This is a genomic window from Mycobacterium florentinum (assembly GCF_010730355.1).
GTDB lineage: Bacteria > Actinomycetota > Actinomycetes > Mycobacteriales > Mycobacteriaceae > Mycobacterium > Mycobacterium florentinum.
On the sequence record NZ_AP022576.1, the window covers coordinates 838881 to 863231 of the forward strand.

20 protein-coding genes and 1 pseudogene are annotated in these 24351 nt (G+C 64.8%); 3 read left to right on the forward strand and 18 right to left on the reverse strand.

Going from position 1 to position 24351, the window contains the following annotated elements; genetic code table 11:
• Positions 1–5: 5 nt before the first annotated feature.
• The 4 genes from G6N55_RS04030 to G6N55_RS04045 form a co-directional block, all read right to left on the reverse strand.
• Entirely contained in the window at positions 6–2183 is a 2178-nt protein-coding gene (locus G6N55_RS04030) for a glutamine synthetase III family protein (protein WP_085225126.1), read from the reverse strand.
• 146 nt (positions 2184–2329) lie between these two features.
• On the reverse strand, positions 2330–3148 hold the full coding sequence (gene cysW / locus G6N55_RS04035; protein WP_085225125.1) for a sulfate ABC transporter permease subunit CysW: 819 nt from the start codon (positions 3146–3148) through the stop codon (positions 2330–2332).
• Entirely contained in the window at positions 3145–4038 is an 894-nt protein-coding gene (locus G6N55_RS04040; RefSeq protein WP_085225123.1) for an ABC transporter permease, read from the reverse strand. Before G6N55_RS04040 ends, cysW begins: the two co-directional genes overlap by 4 nt.
• Positions 4035–5072 carry a sulfate ABC transporter substrate-binding protein gene (locus G6N55_RS04045; protein ID WP_085225121.1) on the reverse strand — a complete coding sequence of 346 codons (1038 nt, stop codon included), beginning with the start codon at positions 5070–5072 and terminating at the stop codon, positions 4035–4037. The genes G6N55_RS04040 and G6N55_RS04045 overlap by 4 nt, the downstream gene beginning before the upstream one ends.
• Positions 5073–5602: 530 nt before the next feature.
• On the opposite strand from G6N55_RS04045, the gene G6N55_RS04050 reads away from it, so the two are divergent.
• Positions 5603–6265 (forward strand): cysteine peptidase family C39 domain-containing protein, encoded by a 663-nt coding sequence (locus G6N55_RS04050; RefSeq protein WP_085225119.1) that lies wholly within the window; start codon positions 5603–5605, stop codon positions 6263–6265.
• 385 nt (positions 6266–6650) lie between these two features.
• Here the strand turns inward: G6N55_RS04050 and G6N55_RS04055 are convergent, their stop codons facing one another.
• On the reverse strand, positions 6651–7418 hold the full coding sequence (locus G6N55_RS04055; protein ID WP_085225117.1) for a class I SAM-dependent methyltransferase: 768 nt from the start codon (positions 7416–7418) through the stop codon (positions 6651–6653).
• 223 nt (positions 7419–7641) lie between these two features.
• On the opposite strand from G6N55_RS04055, the gene G6N55_RS04060 reads away from it, so the two are divergent.
• Positions 7642–8334 (forward strand): DUF899 domain-containing protein, encoded by a 693-nt coding sequence (locus G6N55_RS04060; protein WP_085225115.1) that lies wholly within the window; start codon positions 7642–7644, stop codon positions 8332–8334.
• Here the strand turns inward: G6N55_RS04060 and G6N55_RS04065 are convergent.
• From G6N55_RS04065 to G6N55_RS04120, 12 genes and pseudogenes are all read right to left on the reverse strand, one after another.
• Complete coding sequence (locus G6N55_RS04065) at positions 8331–9353, reverse strand: epoxyqueuosine reductase (protein ID WP_085225113.1); 1023 nt, start codon at positions 9351–9353, stop codon at positions 8331–8333. The genes G6N55_RS04060 and G6N55_RS04065 overlap by 4 nt on opposite strands.
• A gap of 21 nt (positions 9354–9374) precedes the next feature.
• The gene (locus G6N55_RS04070; protein ID WP_085225111.1) at positions 9375–11051 is read right to left on the reverse strand and encodes a tetratricopeptide repeat protein; all 1677 of its coding nucleotides are present in this window, start codon (positions 11049–11051) and stop codon (positions 9375–9377) included.
• A 15-nt stretch (positions 11052–11066) separates the two neighbouring features.
• Positions 11067–12536 (reverse strand): MFS transporter, encoded by a 1470-nt coding sequence (locus G6N55_RS04075; RefSeq protein ID WP_085225109.1) that lies wholly within the window; start codon positions 12534–12536, stop codon positions 11067–11069.
• Between the two features lie 263 nt (positions 12537–12799).
• Positions 12800–13021, reverse strand: coding sequence for a hypothetical protein (locus tag G6N55_RS04080; RefSeq protein WP_085225107.1), 222 nt, complete (start codon positions 13019–13021; stop codon positions 12800–12802).
• A gap of 301 nt (positions 13022–13322) precedes the next feature.
• Positions 13323–14063 carry an SDR family NAD(P)-dependent oxidoreductase gene (locus tag G6N55_RS04085; protein ID WP_085225105.1) on the reverse strand — a complete coding sequence of 247 codons (741 nt, stop codon included), beginning with the start codon at positions 14061–14063 and terminating at the stop codon, positions 13323–13325.
• 113 nt (positions 14064–14176) lie between these two features.
• A complete protein-coding gene (locus G6N55_RS04090) occupies positions 14177–14428 on the reverse strand; it encodes a hypothetical protein (protein WP_085225340.1) in 252 nt (83 codons plus the stop codon).
• Between the two features lie 133 nt (positions 14429–14561).
• Positions 14562–14780 (reverse strand): hypothetical protein, encoded by a 219-nt coding sequence (locus G6N55_RS04095; protein WP_085225103.1) that lies wholly within the window; start codon positions 14778–14780, stop codon positions 14562–14564.
• A 716-nt stretch (positions 14781–15496) separates the two neighbouring features.
• A pseudogene (locus G6N55_RS04100) lies at positions 15497–15901 on the reverse strand (GAF domain-containing protein); the annotation flags it as partial.
• Positions 15902–16012: 111 nt separating this feature from the next.
• Positions 16013–16210 carry a hypothetical protein gene (locus tag G6N55_RS04105; protein ID WP_085225099.1) on the reverse strand — a complete coding sequence of 66 codons (198 nt, stop codon included), beginning with the start codon at positions 16208–16210 and terminating at the stop codon, positions 16013–16015.
• 1174 nt (positions 16211–17384) lie between these two features.
• Positions 17385–18677: a glycosyltransferase gene (locus G6N55_RS04110; RefSeq protein ID WP_085225097.1), complete on the reverse strand. Its 1293-nt coding sequence runs from the start codon at positions 18675–18677 to the stop codon at positions 17385–17387.
• A 947-nt stretch (positions 18678–19624) separates the two neighbouring features.
• On the reverse strand, positions 19625–20806 hold the full coding sequence (locus G6N55_RS04115; protein WP_085225093.1) for a serine hydrolase domain-containing protein: 1182 nt from the start codon (positions 20804–20806) through the stop codon (positions 19625–19627).
• Complete coding sequence (locus G6N55_RS04120; RefSeq protein ID WP_085225091.1) at positions 20803–22263, reverse strand: biotin carboxylase; 1461 nt, start codon at positions 22261–22263, stop codon at positions 20803–20805. The genes G6N55_RS04115 and G6N55_RS04120 overlap by 4 nt, the downstream gene beginning before the upstream one ends.
• Before the next feature lie 697 nt (positions 22264–22960).
• Here G6N55_RS04120 and G6N55_RS04125 point away from each other — a divergent pair.
• Entirely contained in the window at positions 22961–23329 is a 369-nt protein-coding gene (locus tag G6N55_RS04125) for a DUF732 domain-containing protein (protein ID WP_085225089.1), read from the forward strand.
• Between the two features lie 55 nt (positions 23330–23384).
• Here the strand turns inward: G6N55_RS04125 and G6N55_RS04130 are convergent, their stop codons facing one another.
• Positions 23385–24212: a cytochrome P450 gene (locus G6N55_RS04130; RefSeq protein WP_139827017.1), complete on the reverse strand. Its 828-nt coding sequence runs from the start codon at positions 24210–24212 to the stop codon at positions 23385–23387.
• Positions 24213–24351: the final 139 nt, after the last annotated feature.

Consider the following 24351-nt stretch of genomic DNA (forward strand, 5'->3'; position numbering starts at 1 on the left):
CGGCCTCAGAGGATGTAGAGCATCTCCTGGTAGGTGGGCAGCGGCCACAAGTCGTCGGCTACAACGCCTTCCAGCGTGTCGGCGGCGGTGCGCACCGCTTCCATCGCCGGCAGCAGCGCCTCCTGGGCATGCGTGGCCTCGTCGAGTGCCGACTCCGCCGAGTGGTCCGACAGGGCCGCCTTCAAACTCGCCAGTGCCGCAGACAGATCGGCCAGCGGGGCCGAAACCGCTTCCAACGCCGCCGTGCTGGGCTGCACACCGGCCTTCTTCAGTGTCGCGACGTTCTGCGCGAGTTCGGTTTGGTAGCGGGTTGCGGCGGGCAGGATGACCGTCGTCCCGATCTCCAGCGCGAGCTTCGCCTCGACGGCGATCGTCAACGCGTACTGCTCCAGCCGGACCTCGTAGCGGCTGTGCAGCTCGCGTTCGTTGAACACCCCGTATTTCGCGAAGAGTTCGATCGCGTCCGGTTTGATCAGCTCCGGGATGGCGTCCAGGGTGGTCTTCAGATTCGGCAGGCCGCGCTCGGCCGCTTCGATCTGCCAGTTCTCCGAGTAGCCGTCTCCGTTGAAGACCACCGCCCCGTGCTCGGTAATGACCTCGGTGAGCAGCTTCTGCACCGCCTGATCGAAGTCCTCACCGTCGGCGACGGCCTGCTCCAGCACTCCGGCCATGTAGTCCAGCGAGTCCGCCATGATCGTGTTGAGCACGATCAGGGGCACGGCAACCGTCTGGCCGGAGCCGGGTGCCCGGAACTCGAACCGGTTCCCGGTGAAGGCGAACGGGCTGGTCCGGTTGCGGTCACCGGCATCGGTCGGCAGGTGGGGCAGGGTGTCGACACCAATGATCATGGTGCCCTTGCCCTTCGACGAGGTGGCCGCGCCCTTGGCGATCTGGTCGAACACGTCGGCCAGCTGCTCACCCAGGAAGATCGAGATGATCGCGGGCGGTGCCTCATTGGCGCCCAGCCGGTGATCGTTGGTGGCCGACGCGACCGACACCCGAAGCAGCCCGGCGAACTTGTGCACGGCGCGAATCACCGCCGCGCAGAACACCAGGAATTGCGCGTTCTCGTGCGGGGTGTCGCCCGGAACCAGCAGGGAGCCCAGCTCGGAGTTGCCCATCGAGAAGTTGACGTGCTTGCCCGATCCGTTGACGCCGGCGAACGGCTTCTCGTGGAACAGGCATTCCATGCCGTGCTTCTTGGCGATCGTCTTGAAGACCGTCATCAGCAGCTGCTGGTGGTCGGAGGCGATGTTGGCCCGCTCGAACATCGGCGCGATCTCGAACTGACCGGGGGCGACCTCGTTGTGCCGGGTCTTGGCCGGGATGCCGAGTTTGAACAGCTCTCGCTCGGTGTCCATCATGAATCCCAGGACACGCTCGGGAACCGCGCCGAAGTAGTGGTCGTCGAACTCCTGACCCTTGGGCGGCTTGGCGCCGAACACCGTGCGACCGGCGTTGAGCAGGTCCGGCCGCGCCAGGAAGAAGTGCCGGTCGACCAGGAAGTACTCCTGCTCGGGGCCGCAGAACGACACCACCTTGTTGAGGTCCTTGTGCCCGAACAGTGTCAGGATCCGCTCGGCGTGGATACCCATCGCCTGCTGGCTGCGCAGCAGCGGCGTCTTGTAGTCCAACGCCTCGCCGGTCATCGAAACGAAGACCGTGGGGATGCATAGCGTGTTGCCGTTCGGGTTCTCCAGGACATACGCGGGACTGGTCACGTCCCAGCCGGTGTAACCCCGGGCCTCGAAGGTGCTGCGCAACCCGCCGGAGGGGAAACTCGAAGCGTCGGGTTCGCCCTGGATCAGAGTTTTACCCGCGAACTCGGCGAGCGTCTGCCCATCGGAGACGGGTTCTAAGAAGCTGTCGTGCTTCTCGGCGGTCAGGCCGGTCATCGGATAGAAGACGTGGGCGTAGTGGGTGGCGCCCTTCTCCAGCGCCCAGTCCTTCATGGCCACCGCGACCGTGTCGGCGACTGCCGGGTCGAGTTTGGCGCCCTTCTCGATGGTCGCCACCACGGACTTGTATACCGACTTGGGCAGCCGTGCCTGCATTTCGGCCTTGGTGAAGACATTGGAGCCGAAGACCTCGCCGGGTGTCTCACCGGCGACGAAACTGACGGCCGGGGGGACATATGCCTCGACGTTGTTGATCGCCTGCAGGCGCACTGCGTTTCCGCTCAATGGAGTTCCTATCGCTGAGGGGGGTCAACGACCTTCCCCTGCGGGAAGGTGGACCGCCCCACAGTAGGAACCTTCGATTCCGAACTTGTTACGCGCGCGTCAACGGCGCGCTTCAAGCATTGCGGAAGTGAGACAACCTGTTTACGTCAGGCCGCGGCGTTGGCCCGCTTCCGGCGCACCAGCAGGGTCGTTTTGACGACGAGAAACACCACCGCCACCCCCATGAGCAGCGTGGACAGCGCATACGCGCCGTACTCGGCGCCGCGGGCGTAACGATCGTTCACCAGCAGCGTCAGTGTTTGCGACTCCCCCGGCAGGTTCGACGACACCATGATCACTCCGCCGAATTCGCCGAGGGTGCGCGCGGTGGTCAGCACCGTGCCATAGATCAGGCCCCACCGGATGGTCGGCAGGGTGATCCGCCAAAACGTCTGCCATGGGCCCGAACCCAGGGTTGCCGCCGCCTGTTCCTGTTCGGTGCCCACCTCCTGTAGCACCGGTTGGACCTCACGCACGACGAACGGCAACGTGACGAAGATGCTCACCAGGATGAGGCCGGGCAAGCCGAAGATGACCTTGATTCCGAAATCGTTCTCCACGAAGCCCAGCGCACCGGCCGACCCCCACAGCAGGATCAGCGCGACACCGACGATGATGGGCGAGACCGCAAAGGGCAGGTCGACGATCGCCTGCAGCGCGGCCCTACCTCGGAACCGGCTGCGCGCGAGCAACAATGACGTGAGAACGCCGAAGACCACGTTCAGCGGGACCACAATGACGACCACCAACAGCGACAGATGCAGCGCCGAGATCGCCGCCGGCGTGGTGATCCACGCGTAGAACTGGCCGAACCCGGGCTTGAACGTCCGCCACAGAATGATCGACACCGGCACGATCAGCATCACGCCGATATACGCCAGCGTCACGGATCGGGTGAGGTAACGGGCCCACAATGACGACGTCACGCGGCCTTTTCCTCCCGTTTGGCGGTGCGCCCGCCCAGGATCCGTAACAGCACCAGCACGGTAAACGAGATCGAGAGCAGCACAATGGATATCGCGGCCGCCCCGGTGCGGTCGTCGTTCTCGATCAGGGAGCGTATCCACTGCGACGAGACCTCGGTCTTGCCCGGAACCGCGCCACCGATGGTCACCACCGAACCGAACTCGGCGATACAACGGGAGAAGGCCAATCCGGCACCGGTCAGCAACGAGGGCGCCAGCGAGGGCAGCACGATCGTGGTGAATACCTTTGGACCGCTGGCCCCCAGCGATGCCGCCGCCTCCTCGACGTCGCGATCGATCTCGAGCAGCACCGGCTGGACGGCACGCACCACCAGCGGCAGGGTCACGAAGGCCAGCGCCATCCCCACGCCGGGGGGTGTGTGCTGCAGATGAATATGCACCGGGCTGTTCTTGCCGTACAACGCCAGCATCACCAGGCTGGTCACGATCGTCGGCAGCGCGAACGGCAGATCGATCACCGCGTCGATCAGGCCCTTGCCGAAGAAGTTGTCGCGCACCAACACCCACGCTGTGGCCAGCCCGAATATCACGTCGAGAGTCGTCACCACGACGGAGATTCCGAACGTCACCTGGAACGACTGCACCGCGGCATGCGAGGTGACCGCCAGCCGGCAGGCCTGCCAGCCGCCGCCGGCGGCCTGCCACGCAATCGCCGCCAACGGCAACAGCACGATCACCGAGAGCCACAGCGTCGTCACCCCGACCCGTAAAGACGTGAGACCGGGCCGGCTCGTGGGCCGCAGCCCTTCGGGCGGCTCCGGAAGTTGACTCCCGGGTTGGGCCAACTCGGGGCGGATGGCCTCCGGGTTGGGAACTATCGCGGTCGTCATCCGGTGGCCTGCACGTAGACCTTGGTGATGCTGCCGGTGTTCTTGTCGAAGAGTTGCGAGTCGGCGCTGCCCCAGCCGCCGAGGTCATCGATCGTCCACAGTTTCACCGGGACCGGATACTGACCCCGGAACGTGCTGGCGACGGCCGGATCGATGGCGCGGAATCCGGCCTGCGCCCATAGCTTCTGGGCCACGGCGGTGTACTGAAAGTTCTTGAAGGCGGTGGCGACATCGAGGTGCGCGCTGGTGCTCACCACTGCTACCGGGTTCTCGATCTTGAAGGTCTGCGACGGGATGATGTGTTCGACGGGTTTACCTTGCCGCTCGGCGGCAATGGCTTCGTTCTCGTAGCTGATCAAGACGTCTCCGCTGCCTTCGGAAAAGACGGCGGTGGCGATCCGCCCGGAACCGGGGCGCAGCTTGACGTGTTCGTGCACCAACTTGCTGATGAAGTCGATACCCGCCTGGGGGTCCGCGCCGCCACGACTCTTGGCCGCGTACGGTGCCAACAGATTCCACTTGGCCGAACCCGAACTCAGTGGGCTGGGCGTGATCACCTCGACACCGGGCCGCAGTAGGTCGTCCCAGTCCCTGATGTTCTTCGGATTACCCTTGCGCACAACCAATGTCACGACCGACCCGAATGGGTTGCCGTGGCCAGCTTGGCGGTCCCAATCCGTGGAGACCTTTCCCGCTTTCACCAAGCGGGTGATGTCGGGCTCGACCGAGAAGTTCACGACGTCGGCCGGTTTGCCCTCGACGACCCCGCGCGACTGGTCGGCCGACGCGGCGTAGGACGTGATCACCTGCACGCCTTTGCCTTCTCGGGTCTCGTTGAATGCCGGAATCACCGCGCTCCAACCGGGTTCGGGAACGGAATACGCGACCAGGGTGATCTTGGTATTGACATTGTTCAGTGCACTGCCGCCCACGGCATCGCTGGCGCCGCCCGCACATGCCGACACCAAACCGACGGCCGACAGCAGCGCGGCGAGCGGACGCCACCGTGATGCGATACCGATGTCGTCGAGCATGAGCCGGCCTTCCAGTGCGGGACTTGGGTGCGTCGATCCCGTTGCTGCGGAAGGGCACTAGGGCATCCGAGGAATTCGCCAACTCGAGACCGGACCGCGCACGGACAGCAGAGTCAGCGACAACAGCGCACGACGGCGGGGTGCTCCAGAGAACGGGCTGCCGCATGCATGGCGCGAGCGTAGCAAAGCAGCACTAGCCACAAGGCCCTGCCGCAACGCGGTATTCGTCGTCGCCAGTGAAGCGACGCCGGCCGAGCACCGGCTTAGCCGGTCGTGACGTCGACGTCACGCATCCGACGGGCGGCGGGCCCGGCCGGCAGCGGCGCCGGCGGCGAAAAAGTCACGTTGATGAAAAGAGCCGGACACCGGTCGGTACTGGTCGGGCAGTGCGGTCTCAGGCCGGCATCATTTCGGCGCGTTCGTCCACGATCTTGGCCGGGTTCGGATTTAATGCTCCGAAAGAGGGCGACCAGTAACCCTTTTCTCAATACCGTTGCGCGCCGCCACCGCGGCTCGAGAAAAGGATCCCCATGGCCCGCACCCCGACGACCACGGTCGCCGCGGCCGTGCACGTCACCGCCCTAATATGCGCAACCGCGTCATCGATCACCTGGGCGGCCGCGGCCCACGCCACCCCGGGTCCTCCCGCGCCGGACGCCGACCACGAGGTGGCCATGTACGGCGACCCGGCGGCCGCCGCCCCATTTTGGCGCCGCCAGCACGCTTCGGACTGCGGCGAGATCGCGGTCGCCGATGTCGTCGGGGAACTCACCGGTCACCTCCCCACCGAGCGCCAGGTCACTTCCGTAGCCGAAAACACGCCGGGAGCAACGGGTTCCAAGCCAATATGGACTCCGCCGGGCAACACCGACATCAGAGACCTACCGCCGCTGCTCTGGCACTACTGGGTCAGGGCCGACAATATCCAGACCAACATCGCTGCCCTGCAACAGAATCTGGCCGACAAGCGCAAGGTGATCGCCCTCGTCAACGCCGAGACCGTCTGGAACCGTCCCGGCAACCGCGACGTCGCGAACCACTTTGTGGTCGTCACCGGCATCGACACCAAAGCCGGTGTGGTGCATCTCAACGACAGCGGCATCGACACCGGCCGCGACGAACAGATCCCCATCGCCACCTTCGAACGGGCGTGGGCGCCCAACCGTAACTCCGCGGTCGTGACGCGGTCCTGACAAAAGGGAAGTTAAACCCGTTTCAGGTAAGGCTTTTCATCGGGCCCGACGCGATCTCCGCGGATCCACGACCGTTGGCGAGGCTGCACGACTCGGCCAGCTCGGGCCCATAGGTGGCCGCACCGCACTCACATTCCCAGCAGATATGCCGGCCACAGGAACACGGAATGGTGGCCACGATCATGTGTCCCGGCAGAAGCCAGTGACCACGTGCACACCGTTGTGGTGGTCTGTCCATCCATTGCGTTCGCGAGCCATGCGCTAGATCGTTGACATGAACACTCACGGGCACCACCCTCCCATCGGCCCGCGCACCATGCCAGAGCGATGTACGAATCGTTATCGTCTCGCTGACGTGTCGTTGTCTGCGAATTCGCGTGAGCGATCAGTTCTTTTCGAGAGTCACCTGGCTGACCCCGATTTGGCCGGTGCGGAACGCGTTGGCCCGGCCGGTCAGGTAGTTCAGATATCGCTCGTAGACCTCTTCGGACTGCATTTCGATGGCCTCGTCCTTACGCGCCTCGAGCGCGGCGGCCCACAGGTCGAGCGTCTTGACGTAATGCGGCTGCAGCGGCTCGCGCAGGGTCAGGGTGAAACCCATCCCTTCCGCCTGCCGCTCGACCGGGTCGAGCGAGGGCGGACCGGTGATCGTGTGCAAGAACATGACGCCATCGTCGGGCAGGACGGTGTAGGCCATTTCGAAGAAGTCGTCGTAGCGGTCGTGGCGACCCTGCTCGAACGCGCCTATCGACACGATCCGGTCGACCGGCTCGGTGAACTCCTCCCAGCCCTGCAGCAGCACCCACTTGCTGCGTTCGGTGTCCAGCTCGTCGAACATTTTCTGCACGTGGGCGGCCTGATCGCTGGACTTTGTCAGCCCGACGACATTGACGTCGTACTTCTCGATGGCCCGGCGCATCGTGGTGCCCCAGCCGCAGGCGATGTCGAGCAGCGTCATGCCGGGCCGCAGATCCAGCTCGGCCAGCGCCAAATCGATCTTGGCGATTTGCGCCTCTTCCAGCGTCATGTCATCGTGCTCGAAATAGGCGCAGCTGTAGGTCTGGGTCCGATCAAGGAACAGACGGAAAAAATCGTCGGACAAGTCGTAACGTGCCTGTGCTTCGTCGACGTTCGGGATCAATCCCTGAGTCATAATTGCGTCGCCTTTCCGGACCCAGGGTCCCCCCACTTGACATCTAAAGTTTGCACATAGGTACCCCCGCGCGCGCGGCGTAAACCAAATTCAAAGCGAGTTCTCAGCTGTGAGCTGCGCCTTTTGCGACTGTCGGCATTCGCCGATGAATTCCGGCCGGCCCGCCAGTCAGACCTTTGAGTCGGAAGAATCGAGAGCTTCGACAGAAGGAGGGTGGATTTCCATGTCCCCGAACAACACGGCGCTACCGCCGGTCGTCGATGCCGACACCTGGCGCGCCGAGCTCGACGAACTGCGCAAGCGCGAAAAGGCCGCCACCCGCGAACTGGATGCGATCGCCGCACAGCGGCGCCGCCTGCCGATGGTCAAGCTGCCCGACTACACCCTGGTCGGCGCCGACGGACCCGTCCGCCTGGTCGACGTGTTCGGTGGTCGATCGCAGCTCATCACCTACCACCACATGTGGTCGGACGGCGCGCAGTGGCAGTGCGGCGGGTGCACGGGTTTCACGTCGCAGTTCACCCGACTCGAATTCCTCGACAACTACGACGCCCGTTTCGTCATCATCACCAATGGCCCGATCGAGGAGGCACTCGCCTACCGGGAGAGGGTCGGCAATCGGATGCAGTGGTATTCGTCGTCGCAGACCCCATTCGGAGCGGACATGGACGCGCCTCCCGGCGGAGGCTTCGCGGTCAACGTGTTTCTGCGCGACGGCGACACGGTGTATCGCACCTGGCACACGAATGGGCGCGGCACCGAGCAACTCAGCCACTCGTTCGCGCTGATCGACCTATTGCCGTGGGGCCGCCAGGAAGAATGGCTCGATTCACCCGCGGGCTGGCCGTCGCGGCCTACCTATTCCGGCTGGCTGGACTCCCCCGACATCGCCCGCGCCTACGGGACAGAAGGCTAACGCCCGCCGTCGACCACTTTCACCGTCTTGTGCGGATAGCGTCGCTCCGCAAATTCCTTGGCCTTGGAATTCGGTAGCACATACAGGGTTTCCTTCTTGTCCTGCAACGGTTTGAGCACCAGGTCCATGAAGCTCTTGCGGTTGTCCAGGTAAGGCTCGATCACGTCCTCGCCGGCCGGGCACACGGCCAGGCAGTAGGCCGCCTTGTAGTTGGGCTTGAACGACAGGCTCTGCCACATCGACGCGTTCTCCGAATCGGTTACCCGCGAACGAAAATCGGCCGCGTCCGTACTATCGGCAACGGTCTGCACCCAATCCGTGAAGCCGCCCATGAACTCGCGGTAGTTGTGCGTCGAACACGCCAGCCAGTCGAAGCTGCCATCCTTGCCGATCGCGCCGACCGGGCAGGCCGCGACGCAGAGCTTGCATTCCAGGCACGGGCTGTAGTCCAGCGGTTCGCCGTAGCTGCTGATCGGCGTGTCCACCAGGATGGTGCCCAGCAGGATGAAGTTGCCGAACTTGGGGTGAATCACGTTGCGGTGGATACCCATGACGCCGAGACCGGCCACCACGGCGACGGGTTTGTGCGCCACCACCCAGATCCGGCCCGGGTAATTGTCCATCTCCATCGGAAAGGTCGCCGACGGATTCAGCACCCGATGGCCGGCGTCCTGCAGCCGTCGCACGATGCGGTAGGCCGCCTCGTTGAGCAACTCGCCGCTGCGGTGAAACTCCTGGTTGGCGACGCTGCGCGCCGTCGAGCGGATGTTGTCGCGGTTCATCTTGACCACCAGCGAGATGTAGCTCTTGGTGCCCGGCAGCGCGGCCTCGACGTGCTCGACCTCCGAGGCCAGGTCGGGGTTGTCGACGCTGGCGAACGCCACGTCGTCGACGCCCGCGTCCAGGCATATCTGGCGCAGCCAATCCGCATCGAGCACACCGGGTTTCTGCGGCCGGCGGGATCGCACCTTGCGCACGGTGGGATGCGCCGCCAGCCGGGCCGGAAATTTCTCGGTCATGCTAGGTATAGTACACAATACTTAGGCGGAGCCGGCCCCCATGCGGCAGGCGCACGAGGCGGTGATCGCGACGTCGGCGTGCGCGCCCGCCAGCGTCAATTGCTGCTCGATGATCGCCGCCTCCGCGGTTCGGCCGAGCCGCCGCAGACACTCGTGATAGCCATGCAGGCTCCACACGTTGTTGGGATGTTGGCAACATCTGCGCACCGTCGGATCGAGGCCGAGATCGGCGGCGTAGACGGCGGCCGCCTCGGCCACCCGACCCTGTTCCAGCAGCAAGGCACCATAGGCGTGGCGGGTCGGTTGCATCCAGCCCCAGGGTTCGTCGTAGGGCAGGGCGTCGTCGAGTTCGACAGCGCGGCGAAGATGCCGGAAAGCCAGATCGAATTGTCCTTGCCGGTAAGCGATCTCGCCGTCGAGCATCGCGCCGGCCACCGCAAGTATGTCACGACTGGTGTTGTTGAACAGATACCGAGACGCGGGAATGCGGGCATACGCGGCGATGAAGGCTGCTCGCTCCGCATCCGCCTGCGCCAGTTGGCCTTTGGCAGCGTAGGCCACGCCGCGGCCGTAGTGGATGGTCGCCACCGTGGTGCAGTACAAATCCTGATCGCTCGGCAATGACTCGGCTATCAGGTCTTCCCACCGACCGAAGCGGACGAAGACGTGCACCCGAAGCGGAACGAAGGCCTCCAGCCAGTCGGCCATCGGTGGTGATTCGATGGACAGCAGTTCTGGAGTGAGTTGCTGGGCGAGTTCATCGGCGGCCTCCAGCGCGACGCGGAATTGACCGGAGAACATCGCGGCGTACACGACGAAGTGCAAGTCGTGTGCCCGGTAGGCCGAGTAAAAGTTCAGCGCGCCTTCGCGTTCGAGAAACCGGCGGTCCGCCCGCACCGCAATCTGGTTCGACACCACCGCGTTGCGGTAGTCGCCGCACAGCACATCGATATGGGTGGGCATGTGTTCGAGGTGGCCGGCGTCGGGCACCATCCCGCGCAGCAGATCGGCCGCCGGCAGCGCCTGCTCGGGGTGGGCGGACAGCTCCATCGTGTGCAAGTAGAGATGCAGGATGCCGGGGTGGGCCCGGCCGCCGGGAGTCGTGAGGGCGGTCTGAAGAATCTGTTTGGCCTCGACCACTCGGGAACCCGGGGCCGGCTCGCCGGTGTGGGTGTCCCACAGTGTCCACGCGGTCAGATTGACCAGCGCATCCGCGGTCAGGGCCGCAACGTCCATGTCGTTCGGATAGGCCGTCGCCAGGTCCGTCATCGCTGCCGCGTACGAGGCGTTGCCGTCGGCCAGCGCCGCGGTGTCGGTCACGTCATCCGGCGGAAAGCGAGCGCTCAGCGCGTCGATCAGTCCGCGCTCAACGGCCGTCGCGCGCCCGCCGGTCGCCAACCGCAGCTCGTCTCGCGCCCGGGTCAGCGATGCGGCCAGCTCGACCGGGTCGAACGCGTCCCACGCTTTGTTGTAGTTGGGCCCCACTGAGTAGGCGATGCCCCATCGCGCGATGGCAAGGTCGGGGTCCAGGCCGAGTGCCTGCTCGAAGCACCGCACCGCCTCTTCGTGGTTGAACGCATACGCCCACACCATGCCGCGGTCGAACCACCGCTGCGCCTGAGCCGATGTGGTATCGACGGCCCGGTGGTAGGAGCCGAGGTCGTAGTACGGCTCGACGTCGCCGCGTGGGAGCGCCACATCGCCGACGATAACCTAAGCGGGCGAGTCGTTCTCGGCGTCGGCCACTGTCAACGGCAAAGCCAGGTCTTCCAGCGCGCGCTGCTCGGCCGCGATGCCGAGCCATAGCTCGACCAGGCCCGCGACCGCCATCACGATCGCTCCGATCAGGAACGACCACAGCACCTGACCCCGATCGCCCGAATTGATCAGCTCACCGAACAGCACGGGGCCGGTGATGCCGCCGATCGCGGTACCCACCGCGTAGAAGAACGCGATCGCCAGCGCCCGGGTCTCCATCGGAAAGATTTCGCTGACGGTAAGGTAGGCCGCGCTGGCACCCGCCGAGGCCAGGAAGAACGCTGACGCGAGCACGGCGATGAACGTCCACACACCGCCGGTGTGGTTCACGAACACCACCCCGAGAACAACCGCGATGACCGCGGAGCCGATGTAGGTCGCGGTGATCATCGGTTTGCGGCCGATGGTGTCGAACAGCCGCCCGAGAATCAACGGACCGAGGAAATTGCTCATCGCCCACAAGATGAAGAACACCGGCACTTTTCCGGAGGGAATGCCGTAGAAGCCGCTCAACAGCGTGCCCAGGTTGAACGTCACGCCGTTGTACAGGAAGGCCTGACCGATGAACAGCGCGAGGCCGAGGACCGCACGTTTGGGATAGAGCTTGAACGCCACCCGGGCGATCTCCACAAACGGAATTGCCTGGCGCTGACGAATTTTCAGCGGCTCGCCGTGCGGCTCGGGCAGCGGCTGCCCGGTTTCTCGCTGCACGTCTTGTTCGATCTCGCCGACGATCCGCTCGGCTTCCTCGTCGCGTCCGTGAATGAACAGCCAGCGCGGGCTTTCCGGAACGTTGCGCCGGACCAGCAGGACGAAGATGCCGAAGATGGCTCCGATGCCGAAGGCGAGCCGCCAGCCGATGTTCGCCGGGAAGTTCGACGTGTCCAGCAGGACCAGCGCGCCGGCGGCGCCGGCCGCCGAACCCAGCCAGTAGGTGCCGTTGATGATCAGGTCGACGCGGCCGCGAACCCGCGCCGGAATCAACTCGTCGATCGCGGAGTTGATCGCCGCGTATTCACCGCCTATGCCGGCGCCGGTGAAAAAGCGCGCGACGAAGAAATACCAAGGCGCAAAGGCGAATGCGGTGGCGACGGTGGCGACCAGGTAGACCGCCAACGTCGCGATGAACAGATTGCGCCGCCCAAACCGGTCGGTCAGGTGGCCGAAGACCAACGCGCCCAGGCATGCCCCGGTGATGTAGATCGCCGCCGCGTAGCCGATCTGCGCCGGGTCGAGCTCGATGCCGCTGCCCTTCTCGGTGAGCCGCGCCGACACGTTGCCCACCATCGTGACCTCGAGCCCATCGAGGACCCACACCCCGCCGAGCCCCACCACGACACGCCAGTGAAATCGCGACCACGGCAGCCGGTCCAGTCGCGCCGGAACCTGCGTCGTGATGGTTTTCGTCTGCGCGCCCGGGCTCATGCTGTCTCCGTTCTCGGCGGTGGATACAGAGATACCGCAACCGCACGTCGCACGCCGCAGAAGGGGCCGTTCGCGTCTGCGTAGCGGCCCGCGTGAGAAATGCCGAAATCCCGGGCCGCGCGCAGCGCGTGACCGATCTGGACGGTGATGCGTCGTCGCTATCCGCTGACATGGTCGGGCGGTCGAGGTGTGCCTGGCATCCTCGCGGACCCTACCAGTGCGCGACCTCGCCGCTGGTCAGCGCGGCAGGACAGGTCTGGCGCTCAGGCCGAGGGGTGCGCGGGAGCGACGACGGGAGGGAATTCGGGTCGCAGCGAGGTGTTCAGATCCTCCTGCTCGATGCGTGCCCACTGGTGGGACGAGAAATACCACGTCCACTTGCCGGTGGAAGGGCCGATCTTGAGCACCGCGCCATCGGTGTCGAAATGGAGTTCGTCCCCGTAGGTGATTTCCGCGCCATCCGCCCAGGTCACTGTGAAAGCCATGCGGGCACGCTACCGGGCATACCTAACCAATACCTGTACAAAGGCCGACAACTTAATTTCTTCCGCCGGCGATTCCGGCTCAGCAATCTTGGTGCCCCCGGGGCTTCGATTTGGCCGCAGCATCTCGATGAGGTGTCGACCATTTCCGGATCTTCGACCGGACTCAATAGATCCGGCCCGGGGCGTCGTCCCCATAGCAGAAGTGTTCGTGGCGCCGAGTGGCATTCCACGACGGGATGTAAATGGTCGGGTGCGGCGAGTTCGATTGTCGTTTCCTTGGCCGCGAGCCGGATTCCGCTTACTAGCCGGCCCCCTTGCCATTGTCGACCCGGTAGACGGCGCCGTGGATGGCGGCCGCGGCGTCGCTGGCCAGGAACGCGACCACATTCGCGACATCTAGGGGCGCCATCATGCCGCGCGGCGAGGCCGTTCGCATGATCAGGTCATAGTTCGGATCCTCTGGCGCAGTGAACTGTTCGAGTTGCGGCGTGAGCATGCCGCCGGGACAAACCGCGTTGACGCGCAAGCGATCCGCGGTGTACTCCACCGCCAGTGCGCGTGTCAGCCCGATGAGCCCGTGCTTGGCAGCGCAGTAGCCCGCCGAGTAGGCCTGCCCTTCGACGCCGGCAATCGAGGCGACGTTGACGATGTTGCCGCCCCGCTCCAGCAGGGAAGGCAGCGCGGCCCGGCACAGATAGAACGGACCGTTCAGGTTGACCGCAAGATCCTGAGTCCAGTCGTGGTCGGTCATCGACTCCGTCCGGCGCATCTGGTGCTTGCCGGCGATGTTGACCAGGACGTCGAGTCCGCCGAACTCTTGGACACACTGCTCGACCGCGTCTTTGCAGGCCGGTGCCGAACCGACGTCCACCGATGCGTAGGAACCATGCTCCACGTCGGCGAACACCTCGGCCAGGCGCGCGGTGTCGCGGGCTATACCGAAAACCGTTGCGCCCTGCCGGGAAAGCAACTTGGCCGTTTCGGCACCGAGGCCCGACGAGGCACCGGTCACGAACGTGACCTTGCCTTGCAGTGCTGTCATACCAGTTCTCGTCCTCTCAAGCCGCAGTGGTCAGTGCGCCTCGCTCCCGGCGAGTCGTGCGACTAGCAAATCAACTCTCGCGACAGCGTCTGCCACCAGGGGCCCCGGCCGCCTCACACCAGGCTGGCGCGCCTCAATACGACCGCAACGCCGTCGCGCAAGAGTTCAAGCGGCTCAATGGATCTCAAGGTTCGCCGGATCCGTCGCGCGGCCACCACCATGACGAAGCTCATCGCCAACCTGCCGATCGCGACCCGGCTCGTGCGCTTTCGCCAGGTCGACGGCGCCGAGCCCGCGCGCCGGCCGACGTAATAGCCGACGCATGTCGTCGTCGCGAGCGCGCAGACCAGCACCAGAACCGCCATGGTGATGAGCGTCCTTTGCCCCTGTCGCGCAGAGGTCACGCGCGAGACACACCTCGGCCAACAAATGCGCTCCCCGGCGCCTGCGGCCGTGGATCGACTCGGGCGCGACCGGCCTGATCTTCCGCTACGGCCCTCAAGTCCAGGTCGGTGCGCACGAACTCGTCGGGGACATGGACGTCTGGGAGACGATCGCCAAGGCGACGCGCTCGCGCCGATCGCCGGCCGGCGCGGGGCACGCGTGGATCACCCGGGGCAGCCAGCCGGTCGAGCTATCGGGGCGCGTGATGTCCGATTCGGCACCGCTGGAACAGCTTTCCCTGATGGGCTTCGACCACAAGTCGGCGATGATCATGGCACAAGCCGAACACGAGGACTGGTGCCGGTATTACCTGGTCGGTGGTCGAGAGCGATCCGGATCTGCTCGTGGCCGCGGTGGGCAGCCTCGCGGCCACGCTGTGGCGTCTGCGTCAACTCGGCTGCCGGTAACGCCCGTTGTGGCAAACCTTCACTCGGGTCGGGACGGTCACCGCGGACCAACGCAGCGAACCGTGGACGTGGCAATCGGATTCGGGACACACCATGCACGCCGATGCCGGAGATTGGGTCGTCCACGAGGACGGCAAAACGTGGTCGGTGCGTGATGACATCTTCAAGAACACATACCAGGAGGTAGGCGAATGACGCCTGGCACAGCAAAGGATTCGTTCAGGCCCGGCCGGCGAATCCGGGCGAGACGATCCACACCCTGGAGGGGCCGACGACCGCGGCAGCGGACGACTGGATTGTGCGCGGCGTTGAGGCTGAGCAGTGGCCGATTCCCGGCGACGAATTCGCCCGACGATATGCGCCGGCGGATACGGCGGTCATCGACGGATAGCCCGCGAGTTCTCTGGTTGTCCTGCGGTAATCTGTATCTCGGTTGACTCCCCAGCCTCCCGGAGGCGTTCTGCGGCGATCTTCAGGGGATCCCCTCCGTAGCGTGTCTGCATCTTCCTGGATGAACCGGCAGCTATACGGTTTGTGATTTCGGGCTGAGCTTGACGGAGTCCTTTGCTCAGCACTTCAGTGCAGTGGCCCCGGGCACGCGCAGAAGAGATCAAGCGCACCGATGAATTCGCCGGCCACGACGATGGGTATCGCGTAGACACCCCTGATCTGGTGGGCCAGCATGGCCGGCCCGTACACGGGCCACCGCATCTCCTTGGGATCGGCGAGGTCGATGGCCAGAATCGGAATCCGATGGACCACAGAGTCCAGACACGGTCCCTCACCCAGAGTGAACTGCAGTTCGTCATACATGCGCGCCGGCGCGCCGCTGGACCCCAGCGTTCCCCTGCTCGCGCCGTCGAAGACCAGCGAGATCGTTGCCGCATCGATATCAAACAAAACCACACAGGCCTCGCATAGACGATCGGCCGCTTCTACCCCGCGCCGGCCGTCGACGGCAGCGAGGAGCTGCTCGTGGATCGCCACATTTAGCCGAACAGAATTCGGGCAGCTGCGCGAGGACGCGAGGGTGTCGGCGGTGACGTCATCCTCTCCACCTTTTCACCGATTGTGGAGTTTGACGAGCACAACGGCGGATCAGCTCCAGAAGTGACTTCTCTTCGATGGCTTTTCGTCGCCCTGCACCTCTGACCACTCGCCGGGCGCGTAACTGTGCGGCCGCTTGGCGCCCGTGCGAACGATATCGAGGCTGCCGTCACTACGTTTGACGTACACGTCACCGAACCGCATATATTTTTCCGTTGCTCCGCCTTGGAGCGTCACCGTAACTGTCATGGTTGAAACCTCCTGGTGCGCAAGTAGAATGCCGGCAGATATCGCGACTGACGAATGGATGGAATTACCCCGCGCCCGACATGTCCCGTCATTTCGCTGTGCCACCTGTGTCGTAGCTTGGAATGAGACCCGGTGGCGTCATTGACCAATTCGAAATGTTGGACATTGGCAGAGCGGATGTCCGCTCGCAACGAGTCCAATACCTGCGACATTACGCCTATTTCGGTCGCCGGGTCGTTCCCGAACCAAAGTCATTGCTACACAATCGATAAGCGCTGTGCATGCTGGAACGTCGAGATCACGGCCAGGGTCGACTCCGCTCCCTGATTACCGTTCACCCCATTCGCGCGAAGGCCGTCGTACCCGGCGCCCGTGTCCGGGTCCCACATCGGCTCTCCCACGTCGTTGTCGCCCATAAACCAGGCCGCCGCGGCCCTGACGCCGGCGACCCAGACCGGATTCGTGTCGACGGCGGCGGCTAGTGCGCAAGCGTCCGCAAGCGTGGAGACCTCGATAGGCTGCCAACAGATCCAGGCCACGTTGACACAACGTCGCATCGGTGAGCGCAGCACCTGCAGCGATCATCGCCGCGGGCAGAACGGCGTTCGCGTACGTCAATCGAGGCTCGGGCCAAGGCCAGGTCGGGTCGTCCTTTGGAGTAGGTACTGAGGCGGCATAGTCGGTGAGCAGCGCCCGGGCAGCGCGGTGCTTTGGGTCAAAGGCGAGCAATTCGGCAGCGCCCAGTGCCGCGAACGCCATCGCGCGCGGCCGCCCCGATCGCACTTGCGTCGCGCGCTCGAACTGCACGATTGCCGACTCGCGGGCCCAGGCGACATTGCTGTGCGCGGCCGCGTCCCGAAACCCCAGATGCACAGCCCCCACGCGTCTTCTAGGGCCGGCTCGTCGACCCAGCTGCCCGTTCCGTCCATCCGATTACGGCATTCGCCGGTAAGCGCCTGCGCACCGCTCAGGAATTGCAACGCCACTCTGGCCAGACCGTTCAATGTTCTGTCGGGCCCGTGGTCTCGGGTGGCGACGACCAGCATGCGCGCCGCGTCGTCTGTACGGTAGCCATCCTCAGGAACCGGTTCGGCAAGCCGCGCACGTTCGACGGTGCCGCGCCGGTCTGTCAGCCGCAGCAGATGATCGAATATCGGTGCTGGCGACATCGCGGTCACACCCGTGCCTGTCGCGGCGCCAGGACGCGACGCGCCAGCGCTTGGTACGCGCCCGCTATCACCGGCCAAGACATTTCGGACGCCAACCGGCGGGCCTCGGCCGCCATCGAACCGGCGAGGCGCGGCTCTGTCAGCACGCGAGTCAAGGCGGATACCAACGCATCCAGATCATCATGCGCCACAACGATTCCGGCGCCATTGGAGAGCAGCTCGACGGCGTGCGGGAACGCGGTGGCCACAACCGGCCGCCCGCAGGCGACCGCGTCGACCAAAACGCCCGAGACGACCTGATCGGTCGAGTCATAAGGCACGACGACGACCGCGGCGGACTGGACGAGCGCGGTCAGCGTCGCAACATTGCGATAACCGGAATCGAAGCGCACCGAATCCAGGACGCCGCTGCTACGCGCTTGCTCCAACAGAGCATCGCGGTACGCCTCGCCCTCGGCGGCCAGCACCTTCGGGTGCGTTTGGCCCGCAACCACATATCGGGGTCGGCCGGGCAGACGACTAAGCGAGCCCATCGCCTCGATCACCCGCTCGACGCCCATACCCGGACGTAGCAGGCCCCAAGTCAGCAAGGTGGGGCGGCCCCCACGCACGCAGGAATCCGTCGGAACGGTCGCCCCATGCGGGATGGTAGAGACTTTTCGGCGGTCAATGTCGAAGCCGCGGCACAACCGTTCGTTGGCCACGTCCGACATGACAACTAGCTTGTCCGCCCGCGCCGCAACAGCCTCGAAAACCGAACGCTGGTGTCGCGAAGGGTTTTTCAGGACAGTATGGGCGATCACTATCGACGGGACCCGCAGCCCGTCCATGATGCCGATCACTTCGTCCCCGTCGATGCCACCGTAGATCTCGTAGTCATGCTGGATGACCGCGATGTCGCTCCGGTTCAGCAAGTCCGAACACGCTGCGACGGATGCCGCTGAGCCGTTGACCAACTCACCGATGACCCGGGCGCTCGACGAAGGCGATCCATCAGACACTTGCACAACGCAGACGTGATCGCCGTGGGCGATCAACCCTCGCGCCAGCGCGGCGCTGAACGTCGCGAGCCCGCACGGTGTCGGTGGGAAGGTACTCAGGATGCCGAAGCTGATTGAGCCAGAAAATCCCTGGCTCACAACGTGATCCGTCGATGACTGAAATGTAGCTAAAGCGCTCACGGTGTTCCCAACTAGAGATGTAACCGGCGTGTCCGGCGGGAGCGGTTGCTCAGCGCGGTCAGCGGTAACAGCTGACTCATCCCGGACTAGCTGGGCTTTCCGACTTTGCTCGACCATACACCCCAAAACTATTCATGACGTCAGCGCACCCAATGGCAGGTAAGGCCCTGCCCTGACACCCGCGGATCTGCGGAAGGGCAATTCACTTTTGCCAAGCCGAAAGAGGCTGGTTCACTGTGCATTTCGCGGTCCAGTTGGACCAGATATAGACCTTCCCCGAGCGATCGGCGCGGTCGACACCGGGATGGCCCCGCAGCGTGAGCGAAATGCATCCGGGTGAGATCGCCCGCAGACCCGTAGAGACCGGTGCTCAGTGGGCGCCAGACATGGAGTAGTCAACTACTCGTGCCGTTGCGCATGATCTGGCATGACAATTCTGAGGCACAACAATCGGGACCAGCTCTGCGTCGGGAGGTAGGGCAATGTTTGGAATCGGTAGACGCAATCGCGACAACGCGCGCAATCCACTGTTGACGGCGGCAGTAATAACAGGACTTTTCGCGGTCTGTGCGGCAGCCATCAACGCCCTCCCATCCTCCTTCAATTACCTCAGCCACGACACACCACCGCCGCCACCAGTGACGACCACCAGTGTGCCGACGGTGCCGGGTAGCGGGATCACGCTGGGTCCGCTCAAGAACGGGAAACTCACCGTGTCGGGCTCCGCCCAGAAAGGCGTTGTCGGTATGTGGGTGTCGATAGGCCCAAAGCCGCCGGGTGGTTACGACACCGGCTGCGGGACCGTGACTGACGGGCGCTGGCAAGTTGAGGTCGCCACCGATCCGTCGTGGCAAAAGTATCCACTAACGACCGTTCCCGCCTACGGTTCCTGTGCCGGTGCCGGAGGCGCGACTGGCCTCAAATTCACTTTCCAGGAGCCCGCAACGACGACGCCGCCGCCACCCCCGGGCCAGGTATTGGATTGCACGCGACAATTCGGCCCCAGCTGCCTGACCGGTCCGGGCTTCGGACCGGCGACGACCTACCAGCCGAATCAGTGAACGCTATTCGGTTGTGATGCGTGCCAATTCGTGGGCCACCGCGTCGAATGCGCGCAACGTGTCCCACAGCATCTGCGGATCCCCGGCGTCCGGCTGGGTGGATAGCTTCGCCGCGACCAGCTCGGCGGCCCGGTTGACGTAGATCATCTGACCGCACATGCCCTGGCACAGCACGACGTTGCTGCCCGGGTAGGGAAACCACACCTGGTTGCGGTACATCCCGCCGGGCATTTGAGTGTCGTCGGGGCTGGCGGCGAACGCCGCTCGAGAGTCCGGGCCGCCGTCGAGGGTGTCGGCGATCCACGCCGCCGGCACCACCTGCTCGCCGGTCAACGAGGCACCGTCGTGCAAGAACAGCGACCCGAACCGGATCATGTCGGTCAGACAGGCGCTGATGCCGCCGTCGAACAGCCCGGTTCCCTCCGTGTCCACGCCGATGGTCGCGTCGCAGTGCGCGCCGATGCGGCTCCACAGCAGGTCCGACATCAGTTCAGGCATCCGTTGGCCGCTCGCGATCTCGCAGATCCAGCCGAGGACGTCGGTCTCACACGAGCGGTATTGGAACGGGCCGCCGTGCGCCGACTTCTGCCGCAGGGTCAGCAGAAAGTCGCGCAACGTGGCGGGAGCGTCCGGACTGCTCGGGGGCGCCCATCCCATCGCCTGGTCGAGGACATGGATCTCCGCGGTCGGGTGAAGGTAGTCGTCCGAGAACGCGATACCCGAGCGCATGTCCAGCAAGTGACGCACCGTCGCACCGTCATAGCCCGAGTTCGCCAGGGCGGGAACGTATTTCGTGACCCGCGCGTCAGGCTCGATCACACCTGCCCCGTGCAGCGCGCCGACCACGGCGGCCACCAGCGACTTACTCACCGAGAACAGCAGGTGTTTGGTCTCGGCGCCCAGGCCGTCGAGGTATTCCTCGGCGACCAGCGCACCGCGGTGGGCGACGGCCCATCCGTCGGTCGCGGTGCCGGCCATCACGGCGCCGACGGTGGTGGGCGCGCCGTCGCCGGCGGTCACCGGGATCTCGGCGATCGAGGCGCTGGCTTCGGGCAACACCGCGACCGGCCCGGTCCCGCGCGAGATCACCGCCGTCGGCACGAAGTCGTCGATGTGCTGGAACGACCAGTGCGCGTAGGGCGGCGACAGCCAGTTGTCCAGTGAGATGCCGGGCGGGCCGCTCACGCTCGTGCGACGAGCCGGGAGACGATCGGCGCGGCCGGCGACAGGGGCGTCGAGACGAATTTCGCCTTCATGCCCCTGACCCAGCGCTGGCAGCGCTCGCTGAGCCGATAGTCGTCGGTCTGCAGGTGCGAGCGGGTGACGAGCACGCCGAGTTGGGCGCCCTCGGAACGTAAGTCTCCCGGCGCCGCGACCCGCATGTAAAACGCCTCGGACCCGTCGAGCAAGGTCGCCCAGTCGTTGGCGGACCGGTTAAAGGAGACGCGACCCTCGTCGTCGATGCGCCAGACGCCGGTGCGTGGCGTCGCGGTGAAGATCTCGAGATCCGGCGAGGTCTCGGTGATGATCACCTGGCCCCAGACCTCGTCCTCGCCGTAGCCGCGCTCCCAGCGTTCGTTGATCTCCCCGATGTCGAGCTCGTAGTCCACGTCCATGTACTCGAGCAGATGGAAGAGAAACAGCGGCATGTCGGCGTATGCCTCGGCGGTCAGGTTCGTCATGGGGCTGGCGCCACTCAGGCGCGGATTCACCTCGCCGAGGTAGAGCTGGTCGGAGTCCAGGTCATGGAGCAGATCCACCTCGAAGTAGCCCCGGTAACCCTCGCGGCTCATGACATCGCCCAGCTTTCCCACCATTTCTCGTGCGGCGTGCGTCTGCGCGGGAGGCAGCACCTCGCGCCAGATGTCATTGCCGCACCAACTCCCCCTGCTCGGAGTCAACTCCGAATAACCGACGAGGCTCGTCATCGCGGGGCCGATCACGGTGCCGTGGCGGGTCACGGCACCCTCGAGGCACACCTCGACATTGCGGATGCGCTTCATGACCTTGAGCTCCTGCCCGACCAGGTCACCGGCGTGCTGATCCCAGTCGCCCTGACCGTGCACGAAGAACGTCCCGCTGCCGGCGTTGCCGTAAGCGATCGAGATGACGAGGTCGTCTCCCAATCCGGCGTCCTGTGCGAGCGCCAGCAATTCGTCGTAGGAGCCGGCCCGGCCGATCGTGTTGGGCACGCTCGGTACCCCCGCCTCGTTGGCCAGGCGCGTCATGATGATCTTGGAACCGAGGCGCTCGCGCAGCTGCACCGGCGGATGCATGACCTCGAGACCCGCCTGCCGGGCGAGGGTCTGGATTTCCTCATTCATCATCACAAAGCAGCACTTGCCACCGGGACCTCTGCCCGCGATGAACTCGAGTGTCTCGGGATCGGACAGCAGGTGGCTGCACACCTCGTCCATGGAGTCGAAATCACGGCGGTCGCGTCGCCGGGGCAGGAACACCCGCGAGTGGGTGCCCTCGAAAGAGTCAAAGTAGGTCAGGTAGAAGAAGTTTCGTATCCACCGATCGACGCCCAACAGATTGAAAGGCGTCGGCGAGATGAAGTACAGCGGCACCCTGTTCGTGTGAAAGAACGCGCGTATATCCGAGAGGCCGTTCAGCGTGCGACGTGGCTCTGGCTGCATGCCCACAAGTGTGCCCCTGCCCGTGGCCGTGTGCAGGGTTTCAGGCGCTGCCTGCTACCTCACGGCGAGAGCTGAACATGGCCTCCCGGCGGACGCGGTGGCGGTGGCGGTGGAGGCGGAGGTGGCGGCGCTTGCGGCGCGGGTTCCTGCGGCTGCGGCCCAGGTCCCTCCGGTTGTGGTGCGGGTCCCTGCTGTTGCGGCGGTGGCGACACCGGCCGTTGTGGTCGAGGTGGCGGTGACGCGGCGGGTGGCTCGAGTGGCCTTATCGTCGGCGCCGGGAGCGGCGGCGGCGGATCGGGTGTGAGGTCGCCCAACGGGACTGGTCTGATAAGCCCGGCCAGCACCGTCACCGTGCCCTGCTTGCCAGCTAACGTCACCGGTGTGAGCGCAACACCGACCACGCTCGCGCCGCTGCTTATCAGGGCAGCGATCACCGCGCACCGAGCAGGCATTCGCCGCTTGCGCTTGGCCATCGTGTTAGACGGCGCTATCGCGCTACGGTTCGATGCGGTCATACGCTCCCGCAGTCGTCGCGCCTCCCCTAATCTGCGGGTTCGCGCGAAAGTCCAGTGGTGATCGACGGTTCCAGCCAGTTACGATGTCCATCATTGCAGGCGCAGTTGCCTCCATTGTTACCGTGTGGTGTCGATTCAATTAGACGCCGAGCCAGTGACACCAAAGAAACGGGAATCGTGCCGTGCGCATCCGCATCAGCCGCCTTGCAGCCGTTCTGGCTAACGCCTCGGCGGTGCTGACCGCCGCGGTTGCCTGCGCCGGAGCAGCGGGCGCCGACAGCCAGGAGGACCAGTTTGTGGCGTTGCTGGCGCAACTCCAGATTCCCGTCATCGATAACGTGCCCGGGCTCGTTTACCGGGCCCACGAAATCTGCGGCGAGCTCGATCACGGCTCCTCGGTTCAGTCGGTGATCGACGAAGAGACGAACACGACGTACTCGGGCAGTCCGCAATTGCGGCTGTACCCCGATCGCGTGACCCGCACCGCGACAAAATTCGTCACCGCCTCGGTGACCGTCTACTGTCCAAGCCATCAAGGCCAGCTTCCGTAACGTATATTATTGCAGTGCAGCATGTTTCATCGCTTACGTTGCGCCCCATGAAGATTCACCACCTCAGCGGCACACACTGCGGAATCCACCCGTCGAACAGCGGGCCCGACGACGTGCCGAAGGGCTTGGGATGCCACGCTTTGGGGACCTCGCCGCTTTTCCAGTCGAACCAGAAAAACGGGATCTTGGCAAGCCACACCTCAAAGAAGATGGCAAGTAGGTCCCGGGTCAGGTGCGACGCCGGACACCGATGCGCGCCTCCCCCAAAACTCCAATGCCGATGCGGACCATCTAGTTTCATGTCCTGACTTGACATGGGGTCGGCCTCGTCGCGGTGAACCAGACCGACACACAACTCGACAGGAGACCCGGCTGGGATCGTCGTTTCGCCGATCGTCACGTTGCGAGTGGTGATTCGTGAAACGGTGTTCGCCCCGCCGTCCAAGCGCAGTAGCTCCTCGATGAAAAGCCCTAGCCGGCCTGGATTTTCGCGCAGCTCCCGCTGAAGCATCGGCTTGCGCGCCAGCATCGCCAGTCCCGCCGCGATAGGTAACGACGCGAACATGAAACCGCGGACTACCGACCCCATCAGTCCCATGACCTCTTCGTTGCTGAGCGGTTCGTCGGCGAGGCGGCTGATCACATCATGGCCACCCAGCGGGGCTCGACGGATCTGGCCAACCACCTCGGCGTTGACCGCATCGATACCAACTTGCCGCGGCAGCCCGCATGCCAATCCGGATGCTGCGTGACACAGCACCACGCCGACCAGCAGACCATTGCAGCGATCCTGTTTCGCAACGGCGCCGATGCTTTCTTCGATGAGCCCACGTATCGGCTTCAACAATTCCCGCGAACTGCCGGGGTTGAGCAGCTCGACCAAGATCGCGTGGTACGGGCCGAACGGCGGATTGCCGGGCATCATTTCGCCCTGGCGGCTGGCGAAAACTTCGCCGTCGCGTACAGCGGCCAGCACGTCGTCGCGGTGCCATACCATGTACGTGCCGTCCGGCCCCTGCAAC